The organism is Leisingera sp. NJS204, assembly GCF_004123675.1.
Taxonomy (GTDB): Bacteria; Pseudomonadota; Alphaproteobacteria; order Rhodobacterales; family Rhodobacteraceae; genus Leisingera.
The window spans coordinates 1,957,930-1,980,950 of sequence record NZ_CP035417.1 but is presented as its reverse complement, the minus strand read 5'-3'; the positions used below and the strand labels follow the sequence as shown (position 1 = coordinate 1,980,950).

At 60.2% G+C, this 23,021-nt stretch carries 22 protein-coding genes; 9 read left to right on the top strand and 13 right to left on the bottom strand.

Annotation, left to right across the window (positions count from 1 at the left end; all coding sequences use genetic code 11):
* Positions 1-238: 238 nt before the first annotated feature.
* Positions 239-1,459, bottom strand: coding sequence for an acyl-CoA dehydrogenase (locus ETW24_RS09720; RefSeq protein WP_129370877.1), 1,221 nt, complete (start codon positions 1,457-1,459; stop codon positions 239-241).
* Between the two features lie 99 nt (positions 1,460-1,558).
* Here ETW24_RS09720 and ETW24_RS09715 point away from each other — a divergent pair, with 99 nt between their 5' ends.
* The gene (locus ETW24_RS09715) at positions 1,559-2,470 is read left to right on the top strand and encodes a LysR family transcriptional regulator (protein ID WP_129370876.1); all 912 of its coding nucleotides are present in this window, start codon (positions 1,559-1,561) and stop codon (positions 2,468-2,470) included.
* 66 nt (positions 2,471-2,536) lie between these two features.
* On the opposite strand, the gene phoB is transcribed toward ETW24_RS09715, so the two are convergent.
* The 10 genes from phoB to ETW24_RS09665 all read right to left on the bottom strand — a co-directional run bounded on the left by phoB (position 2,537) and on the right by ETW24_RS09665 (position 12,154).
* A complete protein-coding gene (phoB, locus tag ETW24_RS09710; RefSeq protein WP_129370875.1) occupies positions 2,537-3,226 on the bottom strand; it encodes a phosphate regulon transcriptional regulator PhoB in 690 nt (229 codons plus the stop codon).
* A 3-nt stretch (positions 3,227-3,229) separates the two neighbouring features.
* Positions 3,230-3,940, bottom strand: coding sequence for a phosphate signaling complex protein PhoU (phoU, locus tag ETW24_RS09705; RefSeq protein WP_129370874.1), 711 nt, complete (start codon positions 3,938-3,940; stop codon positions 3,230-3,232).
* A gap of 17 nt (positions 3,941-3,957) precedes the next feature.
* Positions 3,958-4,755 carry a phosphate ABC transporter ATP-binding protein PstB gene (gene pstB / locus ETW24_RS09700; RefSeq protein ID WP_129370873.1) on the bottom strand — a complete coding sequence of 266 codons (798 nt, stop codon included), beginning with the start codon at positions 4,753-4,755 and terminating at the stop codon, positions 3,958-3,960.
* A gap of 14 nt (positions 4,756-4,769) precedes the next feature.
* On the bottom strand, positions 4,770-6,122 hold the full coding sequence (pstA, locus tag ETW24_RS09695; RefSeq protein ID WP_129370872.1) for a phosphate ABC transporter permease PstA: 1,353 nt from the start codon (positions 6,120-6,122) through the stop codon (positions 4,770-4,772).
* Positions 6,122-7,594, bottom strand: coding sequence for a phosphate ABC transporter permease subunit PstC (gene pstC, locus ETW24_RS09690; RefSeq protein ID WP_129370871.1), 1,473 nt, complete (start codon positions 7,592-7,594; stop codon positions 6,122-6,124). Before pstC ends, pstA begins: the two co-directional genes overlap by 1 nt.
* Positions 7,595-7,705: 111 nt before the next feature.
* Positions 7,706-8,761: a substrate-binding domain-containing protein gene (locus ETW24_RS09685; RefSeq protein WP_129370870.1), complete on the bottom strand. Its 1,056-nt coding sequence runs from the start codon at positions 8,759-8,761 to the stop codon at positions 7,706-7,708.
* Between the two features lie 209 nt (positions 8,762-8,970).
* On the bottom strand, positions 8,971-10,011 hold the full coding sequence (locus ETW24_RS09680) for a sensor histidine kinase (RefSeq protein ID WP_129370869.1): 1,041 nt from the start codon (positions 10,009-10,011) through the stop codon (positions 8,971-8,973).
* Positions 10,012-10,081: 70 nt separating this feature from the next.
* The gene (locus tag ETW24_RS09675) at positions 10,082-10,603 is read right to left on the bottom strand and encodes a gamma carbonic anhydrase family protein (protein WP_129370868.1); all 522 of its coding nucleotides are present in this window, start codon (positions 10,601-10,603) and stop codon (positions 10,082-10,084) included.
* Positions 10,600-11,241 carry a guanylate kinase gene (gene gmk, locus ETW24_RS09670; protein ID WP_129370867.1) on the bottom strand — a complete coding sequence of 214 codons (642 nt, stop codon included), beginning with the start codon at positions 11,239-11,241 and terminating at the stop codon, positions 10,600-10,602. The genes ETW24_RS09675 and gmk overlap by 4 nt, the downstream gene beginning before the upstream one ends.
* A gap of 16 nt (positions 11,242-11,257) precedes the next feature.
* Positions 11,258-12,154 carry a YicC/YloC family endoribonuclease gene (locus ETW24_RS09665; RefSeq protein WP_129370866.1) on the bottom strand — a complete coding sequence of 299 codons (897 nt, stop codon included), beginning with the start codon at positions 12,152-12,154 and terminating at the stop codon, positions 11,258-11,260.
* Positions 12,155-12,394: 240 nt separating this feature from the next.
* Here ETW24_RS09665 and ETW24_RS09660 point away from each other — a divergent pair, with 240 nt between their 5' ends.
* Positions 12,395-13,231 (top strand): PAS domain-containing protein, encoded by an 837-nt coding sequence (locus ETW24_RS09660; RefSeq protein WP_129370865.1) that lies wholly within the window; start codon positions 12,395-12,397, stop codon positions 13,229-13,231.
* Between the two features lie 168 nt (positions 13,232-13,399).
* On the opposite strand, the gene ETW24_RS09655 is transcribed toward ETW24_RS09660, so the two are convergent.
* Positions 13,400-14,770: a class II 3-deoxy-7-phosphoheptulonate synthase gene (locus tag ETW24_RS09655; RefSeq protein WP_129370864.1), complete on the bottom strand. Its 1,371-nt coding sequence runs from the start codon at positions 14,768-14,770 to the stop codon at positions 13,400-13,402.
* 181 nt (positions 14,771-14,951) lie between these two features.
* Between ETW24_RS09655 and ETW24_RS09650 the strand changes: the two genes are divergently transcribed.
* Entirely contained in the window at positions 14,952-15,956 is a 1,005-nt protein-coding gene (locus tag ETW24_RS09650; protein ID WP_129370863.1) for a GlxA family transcriptional regulator, read from the top strand.
* A gap of 21 nt (positions 15,957-15,977) precedes the next feature.
* On the opposite strand, the gene ETW24_RS09645 is transcribed toward ETW24_RS09650, so the two are convergent.
* Positions 15,978-17,081, bottom strand: a complete 1,104-nt coding sequence (locus ETW24_RS09645; protein WP_129370862.1) for a PQQ-dependent sugar dehydrogenase — start codon at positions 17,079-17,081, stop codon at positions 15,978-15,980.
* Between the two features lie 189 nt (positions 17,082-17,270).
* Here ETW24_RS09645 and ETW24_RS09640 point away from each other — a divergent pair, with 189 nt between their 5' ends.
* The 6 genes from ETW24_RS09640 to ETW24_RS09615 all read left to right on the top strand — a co-directional run bounded on the left by ETW24_RS09640 (position 17,271) and on the right by ETW24_RS09615 (position 22,912).
* Positions 17,271-18,464, top strand: coding sequence for an ABC transporter substrate-binding protein (locus tag ETW24_RS09640; RefSeq protein WP_129370861.1), 1,194 nt, complete (start codon positions 17,271-17,273; stop codon positions 18,462-18,464).
* 98 nt (positions 18,465-18,562) lie between these two features.
* On the top strand, positions 18,563-19,348 hold the full coding sequence (locus ETW24_RS09635) for an ABC transporter ATP-binding protein (protein WP_129370860.1): 786 nt from the start codon (positions 18,563-18,565) through the stop codon (positions 19,346-19,348).
* An 87-nt stretch (positions 19,349-19,435) separates the two neighbouring features.
* Positions 19,436-20,149 carry an ABC transporter ATP-binding protein gene (locus ETW24_RS09630; RefSeq protein ID WP_129370859.1) on the top strand — a complete coding sequence of 238 codons (714 nt, stop codon included), beginning with the start codon at positions 19,436-19,438 and terminating at the stop codon, positions 20,147-20,149.
* Between the two features lie 2 nt (positions 20,150-20,151).
* Positions 20,152-20,583 (top strand): hypothetical protein, encoded by a 432-nt coding sequence (locus ETW24_RS09625; RefSeq protein ID WP_129370858.1) that lies wholly within the window; start codon positions 20,152-20,154, stop codon positions 20,581-20,583.
* Complete coding sequence (locus tag ETW24_RS09620) at positions 20,583-21,593, top strand: branched-chain amino acid ABC transporter permease (RefSeq protein WP_129370857.1); 1,011 nt, start codon at positions 20,583-20,585, stop codon at positions 21,591-21,593. Before ETW24_RS09625 ends, ETW24_RS09620 begins: the two co-directional genes overlap by 1 nt.
* On the top strand, positions 21,590-22,912 hold the full coding sequence (locus tag ETW24_RS09615; RefSeq protein WP_129370856.1) for a branched-chain amino acid ABC transporter permease: 1,323 nt from the start codon (positions 21,590-21,592) through the stop codon (positions 22,910-22,912). The genes ETW24_RS09620 and ETW24_RS09615 overlap by 4 nt, the downstream gene beginning before the upstream one ends.
* Positions 22,913-23,021: the final 109 nt, after the last annotated feature.

Genomic DNA, 23,021 nt, shown 5'->3' with positions numbered 1-23,021 from the left:
ATGCCGATAGGATTTATTAAAATTAACCACCAGATGAACTATTGCCGAAATTCTTTAAAGTTCTGGCCCTCTGCCCGCCCACTCAGTTAACATTTTCGGATCCAAAGCCACTGGCATGTTTCGCACTCCACCCCTGCCAGCCTTTGCGGAACGCACGGTGCGCAACCCTATTGCGAAAATGCATTTCAATAATGCATAAATGCAGCACAGGGACATTTCCCCGCGCTGCTTGGCATGATTAGAAGAAGGCCTGCAATCCGGTCTGAGCGCGGCCAAGGATCAAGGCATGCACATCATGGGTGCCTTCATAAGTGTTCACCGTCTCCAGGTTCACCATGTGGCGAATGACATTGAACTCCAAGCTGATACCATTGCCGCCGTGCATATCCCGTGCCATCCGGGCGATATCCAGCGCCTTGCCGCAGTTATTGCGCTTGATGATCGAGATCATTTCCGGCGCCGCATTGGCGGCATCCATCAAACGGCCAACCTGCAATGACGCCTGCAAACCCAAGGTGATTTCCGTCTGCATGTTCGCCAGTTTCAGCTGAAACAACTGAGTATTGGCCAGCGGACGCCCGAATTGTGTGCGATCCAGGCCATATTGCCGGGCGGCGTGCCAGCAAGCCTCAGCCGCGCCCATTGCGCCCCAGCTGATGCCATACCGCGCGCGGTTCAAACAGCCGAACGGCCCTTTGAGCCCTTGAACATGGGGCAGCAACGCATCCTCGCCGACCTCAACACCGTCCATCACGATCTCACCAGTGATGGACGCGCGCAGGCTGGCCTTATTTTTTATTTTCGGCGCGCTCAGACCATTCAAGCCCTTCTCCAGCACAAAACCGCGGATCTTGCCGCCGTGGGCTTCGGATTTTGCCCAGACAACAAAAACATCAGCGATGGGCGCGTTGGAGATCCACATTTTGGAACCGGTCAGACGGTAACCGCCTTCGGTCTTTTCAGCCCGGGTTTTCATACCGGCTGGATCAGAACCCGCGTCCGGTTCAGTAAGGCCGAAACAGCCGATCCATTCGCCGGCAGCAAGCTTTGGCAGGTATTTCCGGCGCTGTTCTTCGCTTCCGTATGCGTAAATCGGATACATCACCAACGAACTTTGCACCGACATCATTGAGCGGTAGCCGCTGTCGACCCGCTCCACCTCGCGGGCGACCAGGCCGTATGACACATAGCCGCCACCAAGCCCGCCGTATTCCTCCGGGATGGTCGTGCCCAACAGGCCCATCTCACCCATCTCGCGGAAAATCTCCGGATCAGTTTCCTCGTTTTCATAAGCGCTTAGCACTCTAGGTTGAAGTTTTTCCTGAGCATAGGCGCGGGCCGAGGCGGCGATCATCCGCTCGTCTTCAGTCAGCTGATCCTCCAACCGCAACGGGTCTTCCCAATTGAAACGGCCCAGGTCCGGGGCATCTTTGGCGCGCAGGGCGGGTTTGTCAGTCATCTTGTCACCTCAGTGGTTCGCGAATTGGGCAAACCCTAACGCCAGGTGAACGGAAAAAACAGCGAGACTTTCGCAAGCAAGCATGACAAACACTCATACATGTCTGTGCCACGTAAATTCCTGCCCTCGATCTCCTCGCTGCGCGCGCTGGAGGCAGTGGACCGGCTAGGCAGCGCCTCGGCGGCTGCAGATGAATTGGCGTTGACACAGGGGGCCGTCAGCCGCCAGCTGCAGACGCTGGAACGGCAATTGGGGATGGAACTGGTGCAACGGGACCAGAAGCGGCTGGCCCTGACCGCAGAGGCGCAGGATTACGCCGCCGAGATCCGCCAGGCATTGAACCAGATCGTGCAATCCACCCTGCGTTTACAGGCCGCGCCGCTGGCCGGGTCGCTCAACCTGGCAATCCTGCCGGCCTTTGGCATGCGCTGGCTGATGCCGCGGCTGCCGGAATTTGCCCGGCTGCACCCGGATGTGACCATCAACATGGCAACCCGGCTGGAACCTTTCAACTTCGCCAATGAACCCTTTGATGCAGCGATACATTTTGGGGATGCATCCTGGCCGGGCACGCAATCGCTGCTGTTGAAGCACGAGCAGCTTTTGCCGGTCTGCGCACCGTTGCTTTTGGAAGGGCGCAGCATTGATGAGGCCAAAGACATCCTGAAGCTGCCGCTGTTGCACATTCAGACCAGGACAAGCGCCTGGACCGATTGGTTTGAGCAGAATGGTATTGAAGCTGGTGCCGGTTTGGGTGGTACAATCTATGATCAATTCGCAACCATCACCCAGGCTGCGCTGCATGGGTTGGGCGTCGCCTTGATGCCGGATTATCTGGTCGAGCAGGATCTGGCGACAGGCCGCCTGGTGGCGCTGCATCCGGAGCCGGTGGAAACCGAAGGCGCCTATTACCTGGTCTGGCCGGAGCGGAAATCCAACGCGCCCGCGCTGATGAAATTCCGCACCTGGCTGGCCGGGAAGGCCCAGCCCGAAGACCCGCTGCCGCGTTAAATCAGGGGGACATGCATGCCCCCCTTTCCACCATCCGTGTCCCCTGGTGCCGGTTCAGCCCAGGTTTCAGCCCAGGGCGTAGCCAGCGCCGCGCACCGTACGGACCGGATCGTCGCCGCCGTGCTGGGTGAGCGCCTTGCGCAATCGGCCGATGTGGACGTCGACGGTGCGGGTGTCGACATAGATGTCACGGCCCCAGACGCGATCCAGCAGCTGTTCACGGCTCCACACCCGGCCCGGTTTTTCAATGAAGGTGGAGAGCAGGCGGAACTCGGTCGGCCCCAGCTTGAGAGGATTGCCGCCCCGGCTGACCTTGTGGGTTTCGGCGTCCAGTACGATATCATCGTATTCCAGCCGCACGCCCACAGTAGAGGGCCGCACCCGGCGCAGTTGGCTGCGCACGCGGGCCATAAGCTCTGCCACCGAATAGGGTTTCACGACGTAATCGTCGGCGCCGGTTTCCAGACCGCGCACCTTGTCCACTTCTTCGGACCTCGCGGAGAGCATTATCACCGGGATATTGCGGGTTTCCGCGCGGGTCTTAAGACGGCGGCACACTTCAATGCCGCTGAGGTTGGGCATCATCCAATCGAGGATGATCATATCCGGCATGTCCTCCTCAACCATCAGCAAGGCTTCCTCGCCGTCCTTGGCCTTGAGCACACGAAAGCCGTCCGCTTCAAGGTTATAGGCCAGCACTTCCCGTTGTGCCATTTCGTCTTCTACAACCAGAACAGTGGGCTGATCGGCAGCCATTGGTCAGATCTCCTGCGGTGTGGTTGAGGTGGTGTCGAATTTTTTGCGGTCTTCCTCCGGCTTTTCGCCGGTGACCAGATAGATCACCTGTTCTGCAATCGCGGTCACATGGTCGCCCATGCGTTCAGTGTTTTTTGCGATGAAATGCAAGTGCATACAGGCCGAAATGTTGCGGGGATCTTCCATCATATGGGTCAGGAATTCACGGAACAGGGCGTTGTACATCTGATCCACGTCGCGGTCGCGCTCTATCACGTCGCGGGCCAGTTCAACGTCGCGCTGGATGTAGGAATCGAGCGCGTCCTTCAACATCCGCTCGACCTCTCGGGCCATCCGGCGCAGGGCAGAGGTGCCTTCGCTGATGTTCGGCCCCTGCGCCAGGACGCCGGTACGCTTGGCCATGTTTTTTGCATAGTCGCCAATGCGTTCCAGGTTGCCGGCAATCTTCATCACCGACAAAACCAGCCGCAGGTCCGAAGCTGCGGGAGCACGCAAAGCAATCAGGCGGGCGGTTTCCTCGTTGATCAGCTCTTCCAGCCCGTCAATGGCCTTGTCGCCTTGCCGGACGGTCAGCGCCAGCTCCTCGTCGCGGGTCTCCAACGCTTTGGCGGCTTCGCGGATGGCGTCCTCGACCAAGCCGCCCATTTTCATGATCCGGGCCTGAATAGCCTCCAAATCGCGGTCAAAGGCCGATGCAATATGCTGTTCTACCATGTTGATTTTCCTTGCAATCAGCCGATACGACCGGTGATATAGCTTTCGGTGCGGGGGTCTTCGGGATTGGTGAAGATCTGGCCGGTGATGCCGAATTCCACCAGATGGCCAAGATGGAAAAAGGCGGTTTTCTGGCTGACGCGCGCGGCCTGCTGCATTGAATGTGTCACGATTACCACCGAGTAGCGGCTGCGCAACTCGTCTATCAGCTCTTCAACCTGGGCGGTGGCGATGGGATCCAACGCCGAGCAGGGTTCGTCCATCAGCAGCACTTCGGGTTCAGTGGCCACGGCGCGGGCGATGCACAGGCGCTGCTGCTGGCCGCCGGACAGGCCGGTACCAGGGGCATCAAGGCGGTCTTTCACCTCATCCCAGATGGCTGCGCGGCGCAGGGATTTTTCAACGATCTCATCCAGTTCCGCCTTGTTCTTGGCTAGGCCGTGAATGCGAGGCCCATAAGCCACATTGTCATAGATCGATTTCGGAAACGGATTCGGCTTCTGGAACACCATGCCGACCTTGGCGCGCAGCTGTACCGGGTCGACGCGACGGTCATAGATGTCCTCGCCATCCAGCAGGATGTCGCCCTTCACCCGGCAGATATCAATGGTGTCGTTCATCCGGTTCAGACAGCGCAGGAAGGTCGACTTGCCGCAGCCCGAAGGTCCGATAAAGGCGGTGACGGTCTTGTCCTCGATCTGCACATTCACGTCTTTGATCGCGTGGCTGTCGCCGTAGTGGACATTGACGTCCTTGGCGGCGATTTTGGTTTTCTGTGTGTCCACGGTGTTATCCATCAAGGTCATGTCGTTCATTGCACTATGCCCCCTTACCAGCGGCGTTCAAAGCGGCGGCGCAGGATCACGGCAAGCGTGTTCATGGTCACCAGGAAGATGAGAAGGATGATGATGCCGCCCCAAGCGCGTTCATAGAACGCCGGGTCGGCGCGTTTGGCCCATTCGTAGATCTGGGCTGGCATGGCAGAGTTCGGCGCCAGCAGGCCGTCGGCCAGGGTTTCCGGCGCGTTGGAGGCGATGAAGCCGACCATGCCGATGAGCAGCAGCGGTGCGGTTTCCCCCAGCGCCTGCGCCAGGCCGATGATGGTGCCGGTCAGGATGCCCGGTGCGGCTAGTGGCAGCACGTGATGGAACACCGCCTGCATTTTCGACGCCCCGACCCCCAGGGCTGCGTCGCGGATCGACGGCGGCACCGACTTCAGCGAGGCGCGGGTGGAGATGATGATGGTCGGCAGGGTCATCAGCGTCAGCACCAGACCACCCACCAGCGGCGCCGAGGTCGGCAGGTGCATGTAGTTGATGAACACCGCAAGGCCCAGAATACCGAACACGATGGAGGGCACGGCTGCGAGGTTGGAGATGTTCACCTCGATCATATCGGTGAGCCAGTTCTGCGGCGCAAATTCCTCAAGATAGATCGAGGCGGCCACACCAATCGGCAGCGCCAGCGCCAGCACCACCAGCATCATGAACAGCGAACCCAGCATCGCAACACCGATGCCGGCGGCCTCAGGGCGGGCATCGGAGGCGTCGGCACCCAGGATGAAGTCGAGGTTGAAAGTTTTTTCCAGCACACCGGCGGCGGCCAAAGCGTCAACAAGATCAAGCTGTTCTGCGGAGATGTTCTTGTCATTGACGATGCTGCCGCGGGTCACCCGGCCCTTCAGGTAGCCGTCCACCCGGCTGGAGGCGAGGAAGCGGAATTCAACCGTCTGGCCGATCTGTTCCGGGTTGGCGATCACGTAGTTGCGCAGCTGGGCGGCCACATCCTTGGACAGGATGCCGGCCAGCTGTTTGGGTTTGAGGCTGGTTTCAATGCCCAGCTCCGCAACCGCGGCAGTCATCGCGCCTTTGATGATCGGGGCATAACCGAAGGTGGAGATCTTCTTGATGTCGGCCAGATCGCGGTTGCCCTTCTTGTCGAGCTTGGCTTCCAGCAGGTCGACTTTCAGGGTGACAAAAGTCTGCTGGAAGGCACCGGTGCCCTTGCCGGCGATGGTGGTCACCAGGATCGCCAGCATCAGCAGGCCGGCAGCGATGGCAGCAATACCATAGGCCTTGAACCGGGTTTCCGCTGCGTTGCGTTTTTTGGTGTGCGGGGTTTGCTCCAGCAGCGAGCCGCCGTGTTTGCGCGGCGCGGAGGGGGATTGGCTGAGATCGGTCATCAGTCGTACTGCTCCCGGTATTTGCGCACGATATAGAGCGCCAGGACATTCAGGCCGAGGGTCAGGACAAACAGGGTCAGGCCCAAGGCAAAGGCAACAAGGGTTTCCGGGCTGGCAAAATCGGTGTCGCCGGTCAGCTGGCTGACGATGCGGGTGGTGATGGTGGTCATCGATTCCAGCGGGTTGGCAGAGAACTTGGCAATCGCCCCTGCCCCCATCACCACGATCATGGTCTCGCCGATGGCGCGCGAAGCGGCCAGAAGCACGGCGCCGACGATGCCTGGCAGGGCAGCCGGTATCACCACCTGGCGCACCGTTTCCGATTTGGTGGCGCCGAGCCCCAGCGAGCCATCGCGCAGCGCCTGCGGCACCGCGTTGATGATGTCATCAGACAGCGAGGAAACAAAGGGGATCAGCATAATGCCCATCACCAGCCCGGCAGTCAGCACCGAAGTGGCGCCGGCCATCCACTCGACTCCCAAGAGACCGCCCTTGCCAAAGAGGTCCGCCAGTGCCGGACCAACCGTCAGCAGCGCAAACAGGCCGTAAACGATGGTCGGGATGCCTGCGAGGATTTCCAGCAGCGGCTTGGCAAAGGCCCGTACAGTGCCGCTGGCGTATTCCGACAGATAGATGGCTGCAAACAGGCCAACCGGCACCGCCACCAAAAGGGCGATGAAGGAGATATAGAGCGTGCCCCACAACAGCGGCAGGATCGACAGCTCACTGTCGCCGCGGAAGTTGGGCGCCCAGGTGGTGCCGAAGAAGAAGTCCGTCCAACTGTGCAGGCCAAAGAAGTTTTTGGTTTCAAACAGCATCGACAGAACGATGCCGATGGTGGTCAGGATCGCCAGCGAGGCGGCGAGGATCAGCAGCGCCAGAATAGCCCGCTCCACTACATTCCGGGCACGGAAATCCTTGTGGGTGCGGCAGTAGGCCCAAGCAAAACCGCCAAATGCCAGCAGCGCGACAATCACGGTCATGGCGGTCCTGCCAGTGTGCGATAGGTTGCGGTAGGTCTGGGCCGCCGTCAGGACTTCGGGCTGCACGTCCGAGCCAAGGGCCACGCCTACCTCCCCCAGCAGGGCACGCACGTTCTGTTCGCCGCTGCTGATGTCCCGCGCCTGGCGGGCGGTCAGCAGCCCCTGCTCTACTGCGTTGTCCAGCCCCTCGGCGACGCGGCGCACGTCACTCATCACCAGGCCCAGGGTGGAATTTTCCGGAACCGCTGCAGCCGGGATTGTGCCGGAGACGCGGGTCTCGATGAACATCGGCTGCGCCAGAAGCCAGATGGCCAGCGCCGTGACAGCCGGGACAAAGGCGGCCATCGCAACATGGTAGCCGTAGTATGACGGCAGCGAATGCAGGTCCCTCACATCACCGTTTGCAGTGGCAATCGCGCGGCGGCGGCCGCCGTAAAAGCCAGCGGCAGACAGCGCGGACAGGAGGGCAACAAGCCAGAAAGTGGGCATGAAAAGCTCCGGTTTGGCGGTGGCGTATTTGCTGCGGCAGCCCTGCCGCGGAAAGAAAGCGCCGGGGTGGATGGCTCCGCCCCGGCGGGTGTCAATCGCACACAGGGCGTCTTAGGAGTTGCCGCCCATCACGGCCTCGTTGGAAACCGATTCCTGGGTGTCCGCCAGTTCCGGGTCGGCAACCAGACCGTATTCGGCCAGCGGGCCGTCTTCGCCGGCAACTTCGTCAGCAACGAAGAATTCCGCGTATTCCTTCAGGCCCGGGATCACGCCGATGTGGGCTTTCTTCACGTAAAAGAACAGCGGGCGGGAGACCGGGTATTCGCCGGTTGCGATGCTTTCGGTCGAAGGCACGATGCCGGACATGGTGGCAACTTGCAGCTTGTCGGTGTTGTTCTCATAAAACGCCAGGCCAAAGACGCCGATGCCGTCCTGGTTGCTTTCAATGCGGGCCAGGGTCTCGGTGTAGTCGCCGTCAATGTCGACCGATTTACCGTCGGTGCGCAGGGCGATACAGGCTTTCTCGGCTGCTTTTTTCTTGGCTTTGTCACTGTCGCCGGTTGCGTGGGCCAGCAGGTGCTCAAACGCGCCGGTGGCTTCGCAGCCGGCCAGGATCACCTTGTCCTCAAAGACTTCGCGGGTGCCGTGCTTGGTGCCCGGAACGAAAGCCTGGATGTCCACGGCAGGGAAATCCGGGTTCACGTCGGCCCAGGTGGTGTTCGGGTTGCCGACCAGTTCGCCGTCAACCAGAACCTTGTCGGACAGCGCCAGAAACCAGTCCGTCGGGGTGAATTCAAAAGAGCGCGCGTTGATGTCCGAGGCAAAAACGATGCCGTCATAACCGATACGGACCTCAATGATGCCGGTCACGCCGTTTTCGGCGCAGGCGGCGATTTCCTTGTCCTTGATCCTGCGCGAGGCATTGGCGACGTCGATGGTGTTCTCACCCACCCCTTCACAGAAGCGCTTGAGACCAGCGGAGGAGCCGCCGGATTCCACAACCGGGGTCGGGAAATCGAAGTTTTCGCCAAACGCTTCTGCCACGATCGAAGCATAGGGCAGAACGGTCGACGAACCGGCAACCTGCACCTGGTCGCGGGCAGCTGCTGCGGTGGCTGAAACGGCGGCGATAGCCAGGGTGGAAGCGGTCAGTTTCACAAAGGACATTTGTGTCTCCAAGAGTTTCTAAGTTCGATCACCCCGTCGATGATCCAGGCCCCTCGTAGAAGCCGCTGATGAGCCTTTTGTGACGGCAGTGTAACAGCGGCATGACAAACCGCGTTTCGGCAGCAAAAAAGTAACACGAAAGAAGAAAACCGCCGCCGGGGCGCCCGGCGGCGGCTTGAATGCCCAAGCAGTCTTTTCAGATAGACGGCCTATTTGGGCAGGATCACTGTGAAAACAGCCCCCTGGCCCAGATCGCTTTCCACCCGCAGCCGTCCGCGGTGGCGGTTGATGATGTGTTTTACAATGGCCAGCCCCAGCCCGGTTCCGCCCATCTCACGCGAGCGGTGGCTGTCGGCGCGGTAAAACCGTTCTGTCAGGCGCGGCAGATGAACGGGGTCGATGCCAGGCCCGTTGTCGATCACTTGAACACGGGCTGCAGGCACGCGCACCGACGGCTCCCGTTCTGTAAAGCTAAGCTCGACGAGGACCCGATCGCCTCCGTATTTGACCGCGTTTTCGACCAGGTTGGTGAACACCTGCTGCAGCTGATCGGGGTCGCCGGCGACCGTCGCACTGTCCTGCGGCACCTTCAAGCCCATTGATACGCCGCGCGCCTCGGCGACCGGAGCGAGGGTTTTCAGCGTCGTCGCCAGATGGGCGGCCAGATCGACGCTTTGCTTGGGGCGCACCCGTTCTTCGCTTTCGACCCGGTTCAGCGACAGGAGGTCCCCGACCAGGCGGTTCATCCGGCTGGCCTCACCCTCCATAATCGTCAGGAAACGGTCCCGGGCAGCGGAATCATCTTTGGCCGGGCCGCGCAGGGTTTCGATAAAGCCGATCAAAGCCGTCAGCGGCGTGCGCAGTTCATGGCTGACATTGGCCACAAAATCGCGGCGCATCTGGCTGGCTTGCTCACGCTCGGTAATGTCATCAAAACAAACCAGGGCCGCGCCGCCGCCAACAGCGCCAATGCCAGGGACATATCGCAGGGTGACCGTGTAAGCAGTGTCTTGGGCGCCATCGTTGGACAGGTGCCGCGCGGTCCGGGACTCCTTGTCGTTCAGGCAGGCCTCAATGGCTGTGGCGACGCTGGGCTGGCGCAGGATGGTGGCAAAGTGGCGGCCCCTGATCGCCTGCCCCAGCAGCGCCTCGGCGCCGCTGTTCACAGCGATGAAGCGTTCGGTCTGATCCACCATCACGGCAGGCAGCGGGATCGCCGCCAGAAACCCGTCAATCTGATCGGTCGTCATCTGTACCCCGCGATTACATTCCCGGCCTGTCTAGCACCGCTGTGTAAAGCTGATGTGGCAGCACGCCCGATTACAGCGGCTTCAGCTCTGCGCGGAAGCGGCGCATGTTGTCCTGATACAGCAGCGCGCTTTGGGTGAGTTTTTCGGCCAGCTCGGCGTCCACTTCACGCACCACCTTGCCAGGGCTTCCCATCACCAGCGAGTTGTCGGGGATTTCCTTGTTCTCGGTAATCAATGCCCCCGCCCCGATCAGGCAGTTCTTGCCGATCTTCGCACCATTCAGGATGGTGGCGCCCATGCCAACCAGGGTGTTTTCACCGATAGTGCAGCCGTGCAGCATCGCCTTGTGGCCGATGGTGCAGTTCTTTCCGATGGTCAGCGGGTAGCCTGCATCAATGTGCATCACCACGTTTTCCTGCACGTTGGTGCCTTCGCAGATCCGGATTTCCTCGTGGTCGGCGCGAATGGTGACGCCGAACCAGACCGAGGCGCCTGCCTCCATTACCACCTTGCCGATTAGATTGGCGTCCGGGGCGACCCAGGTGTCTGCGTGGATCTGCGGCTGATGCTCACCAAGAGCGTACAGGGTCATGACTGTTCCTCGAACTGGGTTTGCAGGTTGCGGACGTGATCCTGCAGCCTGGGCTGCTGGATGCGGCGCATGCGCTCCGCCTCGACAATGGTTTTCAGCCGTGCCTCGGTCTCGTCCAGATCATCGTTGACCAGCACGTAATCATAGTAACCCCAGTGGCTGATTTCATCCCAGCTTTTCTGCATCCGTTTACCAATCACCTCGTCGCTGTCCTGGGCACGGGTCTCCAGACGGCGGCGCAGTTCGGGGATCGACGGCGGCAGGATGAAGATCGACAGCGCGTGCTTGCCCAGGTCCGAATTTCGGATCTGGATTTCACCCTGCCAATCGACGTCGAACAGCACGTCCTGGCCGGCCTCGATGGTGTCTTTTACCGGGCCAGCCGGGGAGCCGTAGAAATTACCGAACACATGGGCGTGTTCCAGCATGCCGCCTTCGGCCACCTTCTGGCGGAACTCATCTTCGGACATGAAGAAATACTCGCGGCCGTGCTCCTCCCCCGGGCGCGGCGCGCGGGTGGTGGCCGAGACCGAGAATTTGAGGCCCGGGTCCCAGGCCATCAGGCGGCGGGCCAAAGTGGATTTACCGGCACCCGAAGGCGATGAGAGGATGATCAAAAGGCCGCGGCGGTCCGCCATCTGGGCACTCCTTTTCTTATTCTATGTTCTGCACCTGCTCGCGCATCTGGTCGATCACGGTTTTCAGCTCAAGCCCGACCGCCGTCAAGGCGCTGTGCTGCGCTTTTGAACACAGCGTGTTGGCCTCGCGGTTGAACTCCTGCATCAGGAAGTCGAATTTACGGCCCACCGCGCCACCCTTGGCCAGAAGATCGCGGGCAGCGGTCACATGGGCACCAAGACGGTCGAGTTCTTCTGTCACATCCGCCTTGACCGCGATCAGGGCCAGCTCCTGGGCCACACGGTCAGGATCCGCGCCATCGGCATTGTCCATGACGCGCGCCAGGTTGGCCTTAAGCGTCTCCGCCATTTTCAACTTGCGCTCTTCGGCACGCTCCCCGGCCTGGGCCGTTAGCGCGGTGACCTGCTCCAGCTGGCTGTTAAGGATTTGGGCAAGTGCGGCACCCTCGGCCTCGCGCATTTGCACGAATTCCGCCACAAGAGTTTCCAGTTCCTTGCTGAGTACAGCAACCAGCGGCGCCGGATCATCGCCGCCTGCGGACTGTTCCAGCACCCCTTTAAAGGTCAGAACTTCGGCGGCTGAGGCCGGGCGGATTTCCACCCGGTTCTGCTTGGCAATGGATTGTGTCTCAGCCAAGGACTTGATCACCGATTGCAGAATGGCGGCATTTACCTGCATCTGACCGGCGCCGTCTTCGATGCGCGAAATGCGCAAAGTGAGCGAGACATTTCCCCGTGCCAACGCCTTGCCCAGTGTCGAACGGATAAGATTTTCAAGACCTTCCAGCCAATCCGGCACCCGCAGCCGCAGGTCCAAACCCTTGGCGTTGACCGATCGGAGCTCCCAGCTCCAGCTGTGCTGATCAGAGCTGCCCTGCGCCGAGGCAAAGGCGGTCATGCTGCGGATGGTCATCGGGCAGGCCCTCTTAGTCGCTGGTGATTGATCAGCTCTACTGTCTCGAAAGTATAGGGTGCAAGCCCAATCGCATAACCGCGGCGCGCCTATCGCGTTAACCATTGCTTAAAGAAGTAGTCCAAATTTGAATTAGATTGTGTCATCTTAACTTCAGGGTAACCAAGCCGGCCCTAAGAGTTAACGCAGCCACCGGTTGCCGCGACCAAAGGGAAGGCCGGGGTTGAAGGGGATGAAGATATGTTTTTTGGCAGCCGCAGCGGAACTGAAGTGCAGACAGGTCAAGACAAGGTTGTTTCCATGAACCGCTTCCGCAAAGGCGGTTCACAATCGCCGTTGCGCCAAGCGGAAGCCTATTGGACCGCGCTGCGGCGCGGTGACGATGTGCCCAGCCGCTCGCAGATTGATCCGCGCGGGCTGGAAAACATCCTGAGCAATACATTCATTCTGGAACGGATCGCACCTGGGATTGCCCGCTTCCGCCTTGCCGGAACGCTGGTGAACGAAATGGCAGGTATGGAAGTTCGCGGCATGCCGGTGACAGCGTTTTTTACCACCGAGGCCCGCAAACAGCTAAGCTCGGCCATGGAGCACATGTTCGAAACCCCCGCCATCATTGAGCTGGAGCTGCAAATCGAAGCGCCGCGCCAGCGCACACCGCGCGACGCCCGCATGCTGCTGCTGCCATTGCGCAGCGACCTGGGCGATATCAGCCGGGTTCTGGGGGTTCTGGTCGCGGATGAAGGGGCAGCTGCCACCTCGCAGCGTTTCTCGATCTCGTCGATCGAAATGCGCGCGGTCGGCAAAGCCCCTGGTGCTGCCGGGTTCAAAGCCAAACCGCGGGTTTCAGCCGCAGACGAGGGCCGGGACGCAAACCAGCCTAACCCGGGTTTTGCAGAAACCCAGGCGCGGTTCAAACCTGAACGTTCAATTATGGACGAGGCCAAGGCGCTGCTGGAACGCAGCCGCGCAGGTAAACTTGGCGAACCGGCAGATACAACCGCAAAGGCGGCGGACCCGAACAAAGGTAAGCGCAAGGGGGCTTCGCATCTGCGTTTGATTGTTAGCCGCGACTGACATGCGGGCGCCGGGATACGGTCCCGCCGCATAAGTATTTTTAATTCAAGTCCAAGGTCATAGCACTTGAAGCGACTGCGCCCCGAGGGAGAACCCCGGGGCGCCTTTTTACATGAGCAATGTTTCAAAAGGCCACGCGCCGTGACAGCGCGCGGCCTGTCCAGGTTCTCAGCCAGCCTGGCGGGTGTTTTGCGCGGCCCGCAATGCAGACAGTTCCTCGGCCACCAGGAAGGCCAGTTCCAGCGACTGGCTGGCGTTCAGGCGCGGATCGCAGGCGGTGTGGTAGCGGTCGCTCAGATCCTCATCGGTCACCGCGCGGACGCCGCCGGTGCATTCGGTCACGTCCTGGCCGGTCATCTCGAAATGCACGCCGCCCGGAATAGTGCCTTCGGCCTTGTGGACGCCGAAGAAGTCGCGCACTTCGCGCAGAACACTGTCGAAGGGGCGGGTTTTGTAACCGGTGGAGGATTTGATGGTGTTGCCATGCATCGGGTCGCAGACCCAAGTGACATTGGCGCCCTCTTCCTTGACCGCCTTGACCAAACGCGGCAGGTGTTCGCCGGCCTTGCCAGCGCCGAAGCGGGCGATCAGCGTCAGCTTGCCCTCTTCGTTCTCCGGGTTCAGGCGCGCCATCAGCACCTTGAGATCCTCGGCGGTGGTGGTCGGGCCGCATTTCAGACCAACCGGGTTCAGCACACCGCGGCAGAATTCCACATGGGCACCGTCAGGCTGTCGGGTGCGGTCGCCAATCCAGATCATGTGGCCGGAACCGGCCAGCCATTTGCCGGAAGTCGAATCAAGCCGGGTCAGCGCTTCCTCATATTCCAGCAGCAGCCCTTCGTGGCTGGTGTAGAAATCCACGGTCGAGAGTTCGTGGGTGGTGTCGGCGGTTATGCCGGCGGCAGCCATGAAATCGATCGTATCCTGAATACGGTTTGCGATCTCGCTGTATTTCTGGACTTCCTGTTCATCCGTAAAGCCCAGGGTCCAGGAATGCACCCGGCTCATGTCGGCAAACCCGCCGGTGGAGAAAGCGCGCAGCAGGTTCAGCGTTGCAGCGGCCTGGGTATAGGCCTGCAGCATCTTCTGCGGGTTGGGAATGCGCGCGGCAGAGGTAAAGTCCAGCTCGTTGATGATGTCGCCGCGGTAGCTGGGCAGCTCAACGCCATCAATGGTTTCGGTCGGCGCGCTGCGCGGCTTGGCGAACTGGCCGGCCATACGGCCCACTTTCACCACCGGCACTTTGGCGCCATAGGTCAGCACCATCGCCATCTGCAGCATCACCATGAAGGTGTCGCGGATCGCATCAGCGCTGAACTGGTCAAAGCTTTCGGCGCAATCGCCGCCCTGCAGCAGAAAGGCTTCACCGCGCCCCGCAGCACCCAGGTGCTGTTTAAGGCGGCGCGCTTCGCCGGCAAAGACCAGCGGCGGGAATTTGGAAAGCTGAGCCTCGACAGCATTCAGCGCTGCCGCATCGGTATAGTCCGGCATTTGAACCCGCGGCTTGTTGCGCCAGTCCGTTTTTTGCCATTCGCTCATGACTTTATCTCCGCATCAGAGGTCTTTAGATCAGGTTGAGTGCTCTATACAAAATCCGCATCGGAGTGACCAGTTTAGAATTGCGCCCACTTGACCCCGGGTCCAAGCTGTGAGCACGGTTTTCCAACCTGCCGCGGAGCGTGCTGCCGCGGCCCGAATTGTTTCTTGAAGGACGCCCGCCATGCAGACGCCACGCAAGCCTGCTGATTCTGGAGTTGACGCCGGCCAGCCAAAGCGGTTCGTTTTTGTGCTTCTCGACAAGTTCACGATGCTTTCCTATGCATCGGCTGTCGAATGCCTGCGGATTGCCAACCGGATGCATGGGAAGGACACCTATGCCTGGACGCTGATCGGTGAAGGCGGTGAAACGGTGACCTGTTCGGCCGGCACCACGTTCAATCTGGACGGCGATCTGAACGACCTGCACCGCGATGATGTGGTCATGCTGTGCTCTGGCATTGATGTGCAGGAATCCACCACCAAAAAGCTCTTGGCCTGGCTGCGCCGCGAAGCCCGCAAGGGGCTGACCATCGGCGGACTGTGCACCGCCTCTTACACATTGGCCAAGGCCGGTCTGCTGGACGGTAAAAGGGCGACCATTCACTGGGAAAACGCCGACAGTTTTGCCGAAGAGTTTGACGAGGTTGACCTGACCAAATCGGTCTTTGTGATTGATGGCAACCGGCTGTCCACCGCCGGCGGCACCTCGTCCATCGATCTGATGCTCAAGCTGATTGCCAATGACCATGGCGAGGAGCTGGCCAATGCGGTGGCCGACCAGCTGATCTATTCTTCCATCCGGACCGACCAGGACACCCAGCGCCTGTCGATCCCGACCCGCATCGGGGTGCGCCATCCGAAGCTGTCAATGGTGATCCAGATGATGGAAGCCAATATCGAAGAGCCGATCAGCCCGTCGGTTCTGGCGCAGGACGTCGGCATGTCCACCCGCCAGCTGGAACGTCTGTTCCGCCGTTACCTGAACCGCTCACCCAAGCGCTATTACATGGAAATCCGGCTGCAAAAGGCGCGCAACCTGCTGATGCAGACAGATATGAGCGTGATCAACGTGGCACTGGCCTGCGGCTTTGCCTCGCCGTCGCATTTTTCCAAATGCTACCGGGCGCATTACGACACCACCCCCTACCGCGAACGCGGCAGCAAGGCGGCATCCTATAAGGTGTGATCCGCGCGGCCTTCCGGCCTGTCAGCGCGAGAGCCTGAACACCGCGCCCTCGCTTTCAGACGCAAACCAGATGCTACCGTCGGGCGCCTCCTGCACATCGCGGATGCGCCCGGTTTCACTGCTTCGCAGCTGCTCTGCTTCTTTCAGCGGTGTTCCCGAGAGCCGGGAAATATAGTCGAATTTCAGCGAGCCTACGAAGATGTCTCCGCGCCACTGCGGCCACATCCGGCCGGAGTAAATCATCATGCCGGACGGTGCGATGGAGGGATCCCAATACCATTCAGGCTGCTCCATTCCTGGTTTCGCGGTGCCTTCGCCGATTTTGCTCCCCGAATAATGGCGCCCGTAAGAAATCACCGGCCAGCCGTAGTTGGCGCCCTTGCGGACCCGGTTCACTTCATCGCCGCCTTTGGCACCGTGTTCCGCAACCCACAGGTTGCCCTGCAGATCCAGCGCCATGCCCTGCGGATTGCGGTGCCCGTAGGACCAGATCTCCGGCTGCGCGCCTTGGGTGACGGTGAACGGATTGCCGGCGGGCACCGAGCCGTCGCGGTTGATCCGCACCACTGATCCCTGGTGCAGCCGCAGGTTCTGGGCACTGGGCCGGTCGCCGCGCTCGCCCAGCGAAACGAACAGGCTGCCGTCCTTCGCCTCCACCACGCGGGCACCGAAATGCCGCCCGCCTAATGCGCCCGGTGCGGCTTCGAACAGAACCCGGACGTTTTCCAGCCGGCTGTTGTCCTGGCTGAGCCGCCCAACAGCCAGCGCGGTGCCTGCACCGCGGCCCTGACGCCTGGCAAAGGTCAGAAAGATCTCGCGGCTTTGGGCGAAATCCCTTGGCACCATCACATCCAGCAGGCCGCCCTGCCCTTCGGCCGCCACGGGCGGCACCCCTTTGATACGTTCCTTGTGCCCCGCGCGGACATGAAACAACCGCCCATCGCGTTCTGTCACCACCAGGCCGCCGCCGGGCAGAAAATCAAATGCCCAGGGCACATCAAATCCATCGGCTATCCGGGTTACACTCAGTCCGCCCTGACTGGTCGGCAGGTTTTCTGCATAAGAAGCCGTGAAAACCGTCATCAGCGCGGCGGTTACCGTCAAAAGGCGTGAATACTGCAGCATTGAGGTCTTTTCCTTCTCTTGATTCCCTTGTAAATCCACGCCCGCGCTGCATCCGGGGATCATATGGAGGTGCAGCATAAACCAAGCGGCCCGGGGAAAACTGTTCCGGTTCAATAGGACTTTTCTTTTGGAACCGGCTTGCCTAGGGTCCGATGTGAACATTTTTGTTCCAACAATGGGAGTTTTCAAATGAAGAAACTGCTGATGGCCACCGCGGCCGCTGCGCTGACGGCTGGCACCGCATATGCCGGCGGCCACGCCAAGGAAGTTAAGCTCGGCATCCTGTTCGGATTCACCGGTCCGATTGAATCGCTGACACCGGCAATGGCCAGCGGCGCGGAACTGGCGATGGAAGAAGTCACCAAATCCGGCAAACTGCTGGACAGCGCGACCGTCAGCTCTGTTCGTGCTGACAACGGCTGTGTCGACAACGGCCTGGCTGTGGCCAACGCCGAGAAAATCATCTCAGAAGGCGTCAACGGCATTGTCGGCGGCGATTGCTCGGGCGTGACCGGCGCAGTTCTGCAGAACGTGGCCATTCCGAACGGCATGGTGATGATTTCTCCTTCCGCCAGCTCGCCCGGGCTGAGCACAATGGAAGACAACGGCCTGTTCTTCCGCACCACGCCTTCGGACGCGCGCCAGGGTGAGATCATGGCAGACGTGCTGAAAGAGCGCGGCGTCTCGTCGATCGCACTGACCTACACCAACAACGACTACGGCAAAGGCCTTGCGGATTCGATCCAATCCGCCTTCGAAGCTTCCGGCGGCGAAGTCACCATCGTTGCGGCCCACGAAGACGGCAAGGGCGATTATTCGGCTGAAGTCGGCGCGCTGGCCTCGGCTGGCGGCGACGTGCTGGTTGTTGCCGGTTACCTGGACCAGGGCGGTCTGGGCATCATCCAAGGCTCGCTGGACAGCGGCGCGTTTGACATGTTCGGCCTGCCCGACGGCATGATCGGGGATTCCCTGCCGCAGAACGTCGGCCCGGACCTGGATGGTTCTTTCGGCCAGATCGCAGGCTCGGACAGCGAAGGCTCCAAGGTATTTGCTGAAATGGCCAAGGAAGCAGGTTTTGACGGCACGTCGGCTTATGCGCCGGAATCCTATGATGCCGCTGCGCTGTTCCTGCTGGCGATGCAGGCTGCCAATTCGACCAAACCGGCGGACTACATGGGCAAGATCCTTGATGTTGCCAATGGTCCCGGCGAGCCGATCAACCCCGGCGAGTTGGGCAAGGCACTGGAAATCCTCGCCGCTGGCGGTGAGATCGATTATCAGGGCGCAACCGGCGTTGAGCTGATCGGACCGGGTGAAAGCGCGGGTTCTTACCGCGAAGTCGAAGTCAAAGGCGGCAAGATCGAAACCGTCAAGTTCCGCTGATACGAACCTGAAAAGACACAGAAAATGATCAGCCCGGGTTCCGCCCGGGCTGTTCCAAATTTAAAACGCCGCAAAACCGCGGCAGGGGATGAAATGACATGATCGTCGTCGAGGACTTGCATAAGCACTTCGGCGGGTTCCATGCGGTGGACGGCGCTTCGCTGGAAATCGCTAAGGGGTCCATAACCGGTTTGATCGGCCCGAACGGGGCCGGCAAGACCACTTTGTTCAATGTAATCGCGGGTGTTTTGCCGCCGACCTTTGGCCGTGTCACCATGGATGGTGAGGATATCACCGGCCTGCCGCCGCATGAGCTGTTCCACAAGGGGCTCTTGCGCACCTTCCAGATCGCGCATGAGTTCTCATCCATGACGTGCCGGGAAAACCTGATGATGGTGCCGGGCGCGCAATCAGGCGAAACGCTGTGGAACACCTGGTTCGGCCGCAAACGCATCGCCGACGAGGAACGCGCGCTGCGGGCCAAAGCGGATGAGGTGCTGGAGTTCCTCACCATCAGCCATATCGCCGATCTGAAGGCAGGACAGGTATCCGGCGGCCAGAAGAAGCTGCTGGAGCTGGGCCGCACCATGATGGTTGATGCCAAGATCGTCTTTCTGGATGAGGTCGGCGCCGGCGTGAACCGGACCCTGCTGTATACCATCGCCGATGCGATCAAGCGTCTGAACGAGGAGCGCGGCTATACCTTTGTCGTCATTGAGCACGACATGGAATTCATCGGCCGCCTGTGCGATCCGGTGATCTGCATGGCCGAAGGCAAAAAGCTGGCCGAAGGCACCCTGGACGAGATTAAAGCGAATGAGCAGGTGATCGAGGCCTACCTGGGCACTGGCCTGAAGAACAAAGACAAGCTGGAAAACACGTGATGGATTGCTTTGCTGCTTATTGGGGCTCTGCCCCCGCCGCTGCGCGGCTCCCCCGGAGTATTTTCAGAAAGATGAAAGGGGCAGCGAATGTCTGAACCATTTCTGATTGGTGACTGCATGACAGGCGGATACGGCAAAGGGCCGGATATCCTGCATGATTGCACCATCGCCGTGAACCCCGGCGAGATCGCCGTCATTGTTGGCCCGAACGGGGCCGGTAAATCCACCGCCATGAAGGCAGTGTTCGGGATGCTGAATGTGCATTCTGGGACTGTGCGGCTGGGCGGCGAGGATATCACAGCGCTGTCGCCGCAGGACCGGGTGGTCAAGGGGATGGGGTTTGTGCCCCAGACCAGCAACATCTTCACCTCGATGACGGTGGAGGAGAACCTGGAGATGGGTGCCTTTATCCGAACCGATGATTTTTCAGGGACAATTGAGCAGATCTATAGCCTGTTCCCGATCCTGCGCGACAAGCGCAACCAGCCGGCGGGTGAGCTGTCAGGCGGCCAGCGGCAGCAGGTGGCCGTGGGCCGCGCGCTGATGACCAAGCCCAAGGTCTTGATGCTGGACGAACCCACAGCGGGCGTGTCGCCCATTGTGATGGATGAGCTGTTCGACCGGATCATTGAGGTTGCCCGCACCGGGCTGCCGGTCCTGATGGTGGAGCAGAACGCCAAACAAGCACTTGAGATCGCAGACAAAGGTTATGTTCTGGTGCAGGGGCGCAATGCCTATACCGGCACCGGCCAAGAGCTGCTGGCCGATCCCGAAGTGCGCAAATCGTTCTTGGGAGGCTGAGAATGCGGGCTGAACTGTTTTATGCCTCGCGGCTTGCGCAAGCTAGGCGCGGCCTCGCTGCGACAATGTTCGCCACGGTGGCGCTGATGACAGCAAGCTCCCAGAGTTTTGCGCTCACGCTGAGTTGCAAGTTTCAGAACTGCTACTCAACGGGAGGCTGCAAAGACAAGGAGGATGAGGTCACTGTCGAAGTGGATGCCAAGGGTGAAACGGCAATAGTCCATTCACCTGGACCGCGCCCCTTCAAGGCGACAATTCATAGCGACGAGAGCACTCAAATTGCCAACTTCGTTACAAGAAACGAAGGGGGTGCTGTACACATGCTAACCGTGTTTTCGAACGGCAACGCCGCTTTCTCGTCACACACATCTTTAGAGGTCGATCCCAAGCCCATTTGGATTTCGGGAACTGGCTTCTGTGAGGAGCAAGAATAATGGATTTCCTCAACGCCCTTGTGGCGCTTACCAACTTTGTACTTGTTCCCGGGCTGGCCTATGGCAGCCAGCTGGCGCTTGGCGCGCTGGGGGTGACGCTGATCTACGGGATCCTGCGGTTCTCGAACTTTGCCCATGGCGACACCATGGCGTTCGGCGCCATGGTCACTATCCTGATCACTTGGGCCTTTCAGTCGATGGGCATCAGCTTTGGCGTCTTGCCGACGGCACTGCTGGCCCTGCCCTTTGGTATCCTGGGCACCATCGGGCTGGCACTGTTGACCGACCGGACCGTCTATCGCTTTTACCGCGAGCAGAAAGCCAAACCGGTGATCTTTGTCATGGTCTCGCTGGGTGTGATGTTCATGATGAACGGCATCGTGCGCTTCATCATTGGCCCCGGCGACCAGCGGTTTGCCGATGGCGAGCGTTTCATCATCAAGGCGCGTACTTTCAAGCAGATGACCGGCCTGAACGAAGGCCTGGCAATCAAAACCACCCAAGGCATCACCGTGATCACCGCGATCATCGTGGTGGCGGCCCTGTTCTGGTTCCTGAACAAAACCCGCACCGGCAAATCCATGCGGGCCTACTCGGATAACGAGGATCTGGCGCTGCTGTCGGGCATCAACCCGGAGCGCGTGGTGATGTACACTTGGATGATTGTGGCGTCGCTGGCGACCATAGCAGGCGTGCTTTACGGCCTCGACAAGTCGTTCAAGCCCTTCACCTATTTCCAGCTGCTGCTGCCGATCTTTGCCTCGGCCATTGTTGGCGGCCTCGGCAGCCCGCTGGGCGCAATTGCCGGCGGGTTCATCATCGCGTTTTCCGAAGTGACGATCACCTACGCCTGGAAAAAGGTTCTGAACTACGGGCTGCCGGACAGCCTGGCGCCTGACGGGCTGGTTCAGCTCCTCAGCACCGACTACAAGTTTGCAGTTTCCTTTGCGATCCTGATTGTTGTCCTCCTGTTCAAGCCCACCGGCCTTTTCAAAGGGAAAGCGGTATGACCGATACCATGAAACATACCCTTCTTTTCGTCTTTGTCGGCGTGATGATCCTGGCTGAGGGCATGACCGACTTTCTGTTCTTCTCCGGCTCCTGGAACTCGGCGCTGGTGATCCTGAACATGGGGCTGATTTCGGCTATTATGGCGATTGGCGTGAACATCCAATGGGGCTTTGCCGGGTTGTTCAACGTCGGCATCATGGGCTTTACAGCGCTTGGCGGGCTCGCTGTGGTACTGGTGTCGACACCGGTGATCCCCGCGGCCTGGTCTTCGGGCGGCGCAGGCATCGTCATGGCGCTGGTGATGGGCGCACTGACGGTTGCGGCGGCGGTCATGATCACCAAGTTCATGCCCGCGGGAAAACTGCGTGCGCTGGTTCTGGCTGGTATGATGATCGTGGGTTTCTTTATCTACCGTGCGATCTTTGATCCGGCGGTTGGTGCGGTTGAGGCGATCAACCCGGCACTGCAGGGCAACATTGGCGGACTGGGTCTGCCGGTGCTGCTGGCCTGGCCTGCCGGCGGGCTGCTGGCCGCGGGCGCTGCCTGGCTCATTGGCAAGACCGCTTTGGGCCTGCGTTCGGACTATCTGGCGATTGCCACGCTGGGTATCGCCGAGATTATCATTGCCGTGCTCAAGAACGAAGACTGGCTGTCGCGCGGTGTGAAGAACGTGGTCGGCCTGCCCCGTCCCCTGCCTTATGAAGTGGATTTGCAGAACGATCCGGGTTTCGTTGAGAGCGCTGCGGGATTTGGTCTCGACCCGGTTCTGGCCTCGACCATCTACGTCAAGGCAGGCTATGCGCTGATGTTCACCGCTGTTCTGCTGGCGCTGTTGTGGATGGCGCAGATGGCGTTGAAAAGCCCCTGGGGCCGGATGATGCGCGCAATCCGCGACAACGAGACCGCAGCCGAGGCAATGGGCAAAAACGTGACCCGCCGCCATCTGCAGATCTTCGTGCTGGGTTCCGCAATCTGTGGCATTGCCGGCGCGATGATGACCACATTGGACAGCCAGCTGACACCGGGAACCTACAACCCGCTGCGTTTCACCTTCCTGATCTGGGTAATGGTGATCGTCGGCGGTTCCGGCAACAACTTTGGCGCGGTGCTGGGCGGCATGCTGATCTGGTTCTTCTGGATCAAAGTGGAGCCGATGGGCATTCTGCTGATGGAAGCTGTCACCTCCGGCATGGCCGAAGGCAGCGCTCTGAAGGCGCATCTGGTAGAGAGCGCCTCGCACATGCGGCTGTTCACGATGGGCTTGATACTGCTGCTTGTCCTCAGATTCAGTCCGCGCGGGCTGATCCCTGAAAAGTAAAACAAGCGCCGCCCTGGAAGTCCGGGCGGCGCTTCTGGCTTCTTTCTGGTGAAAAATACTCCCGCCGGAGGCATGGGTTTGGCGTAAAGCCAAACCCGTTTTTCTTTGC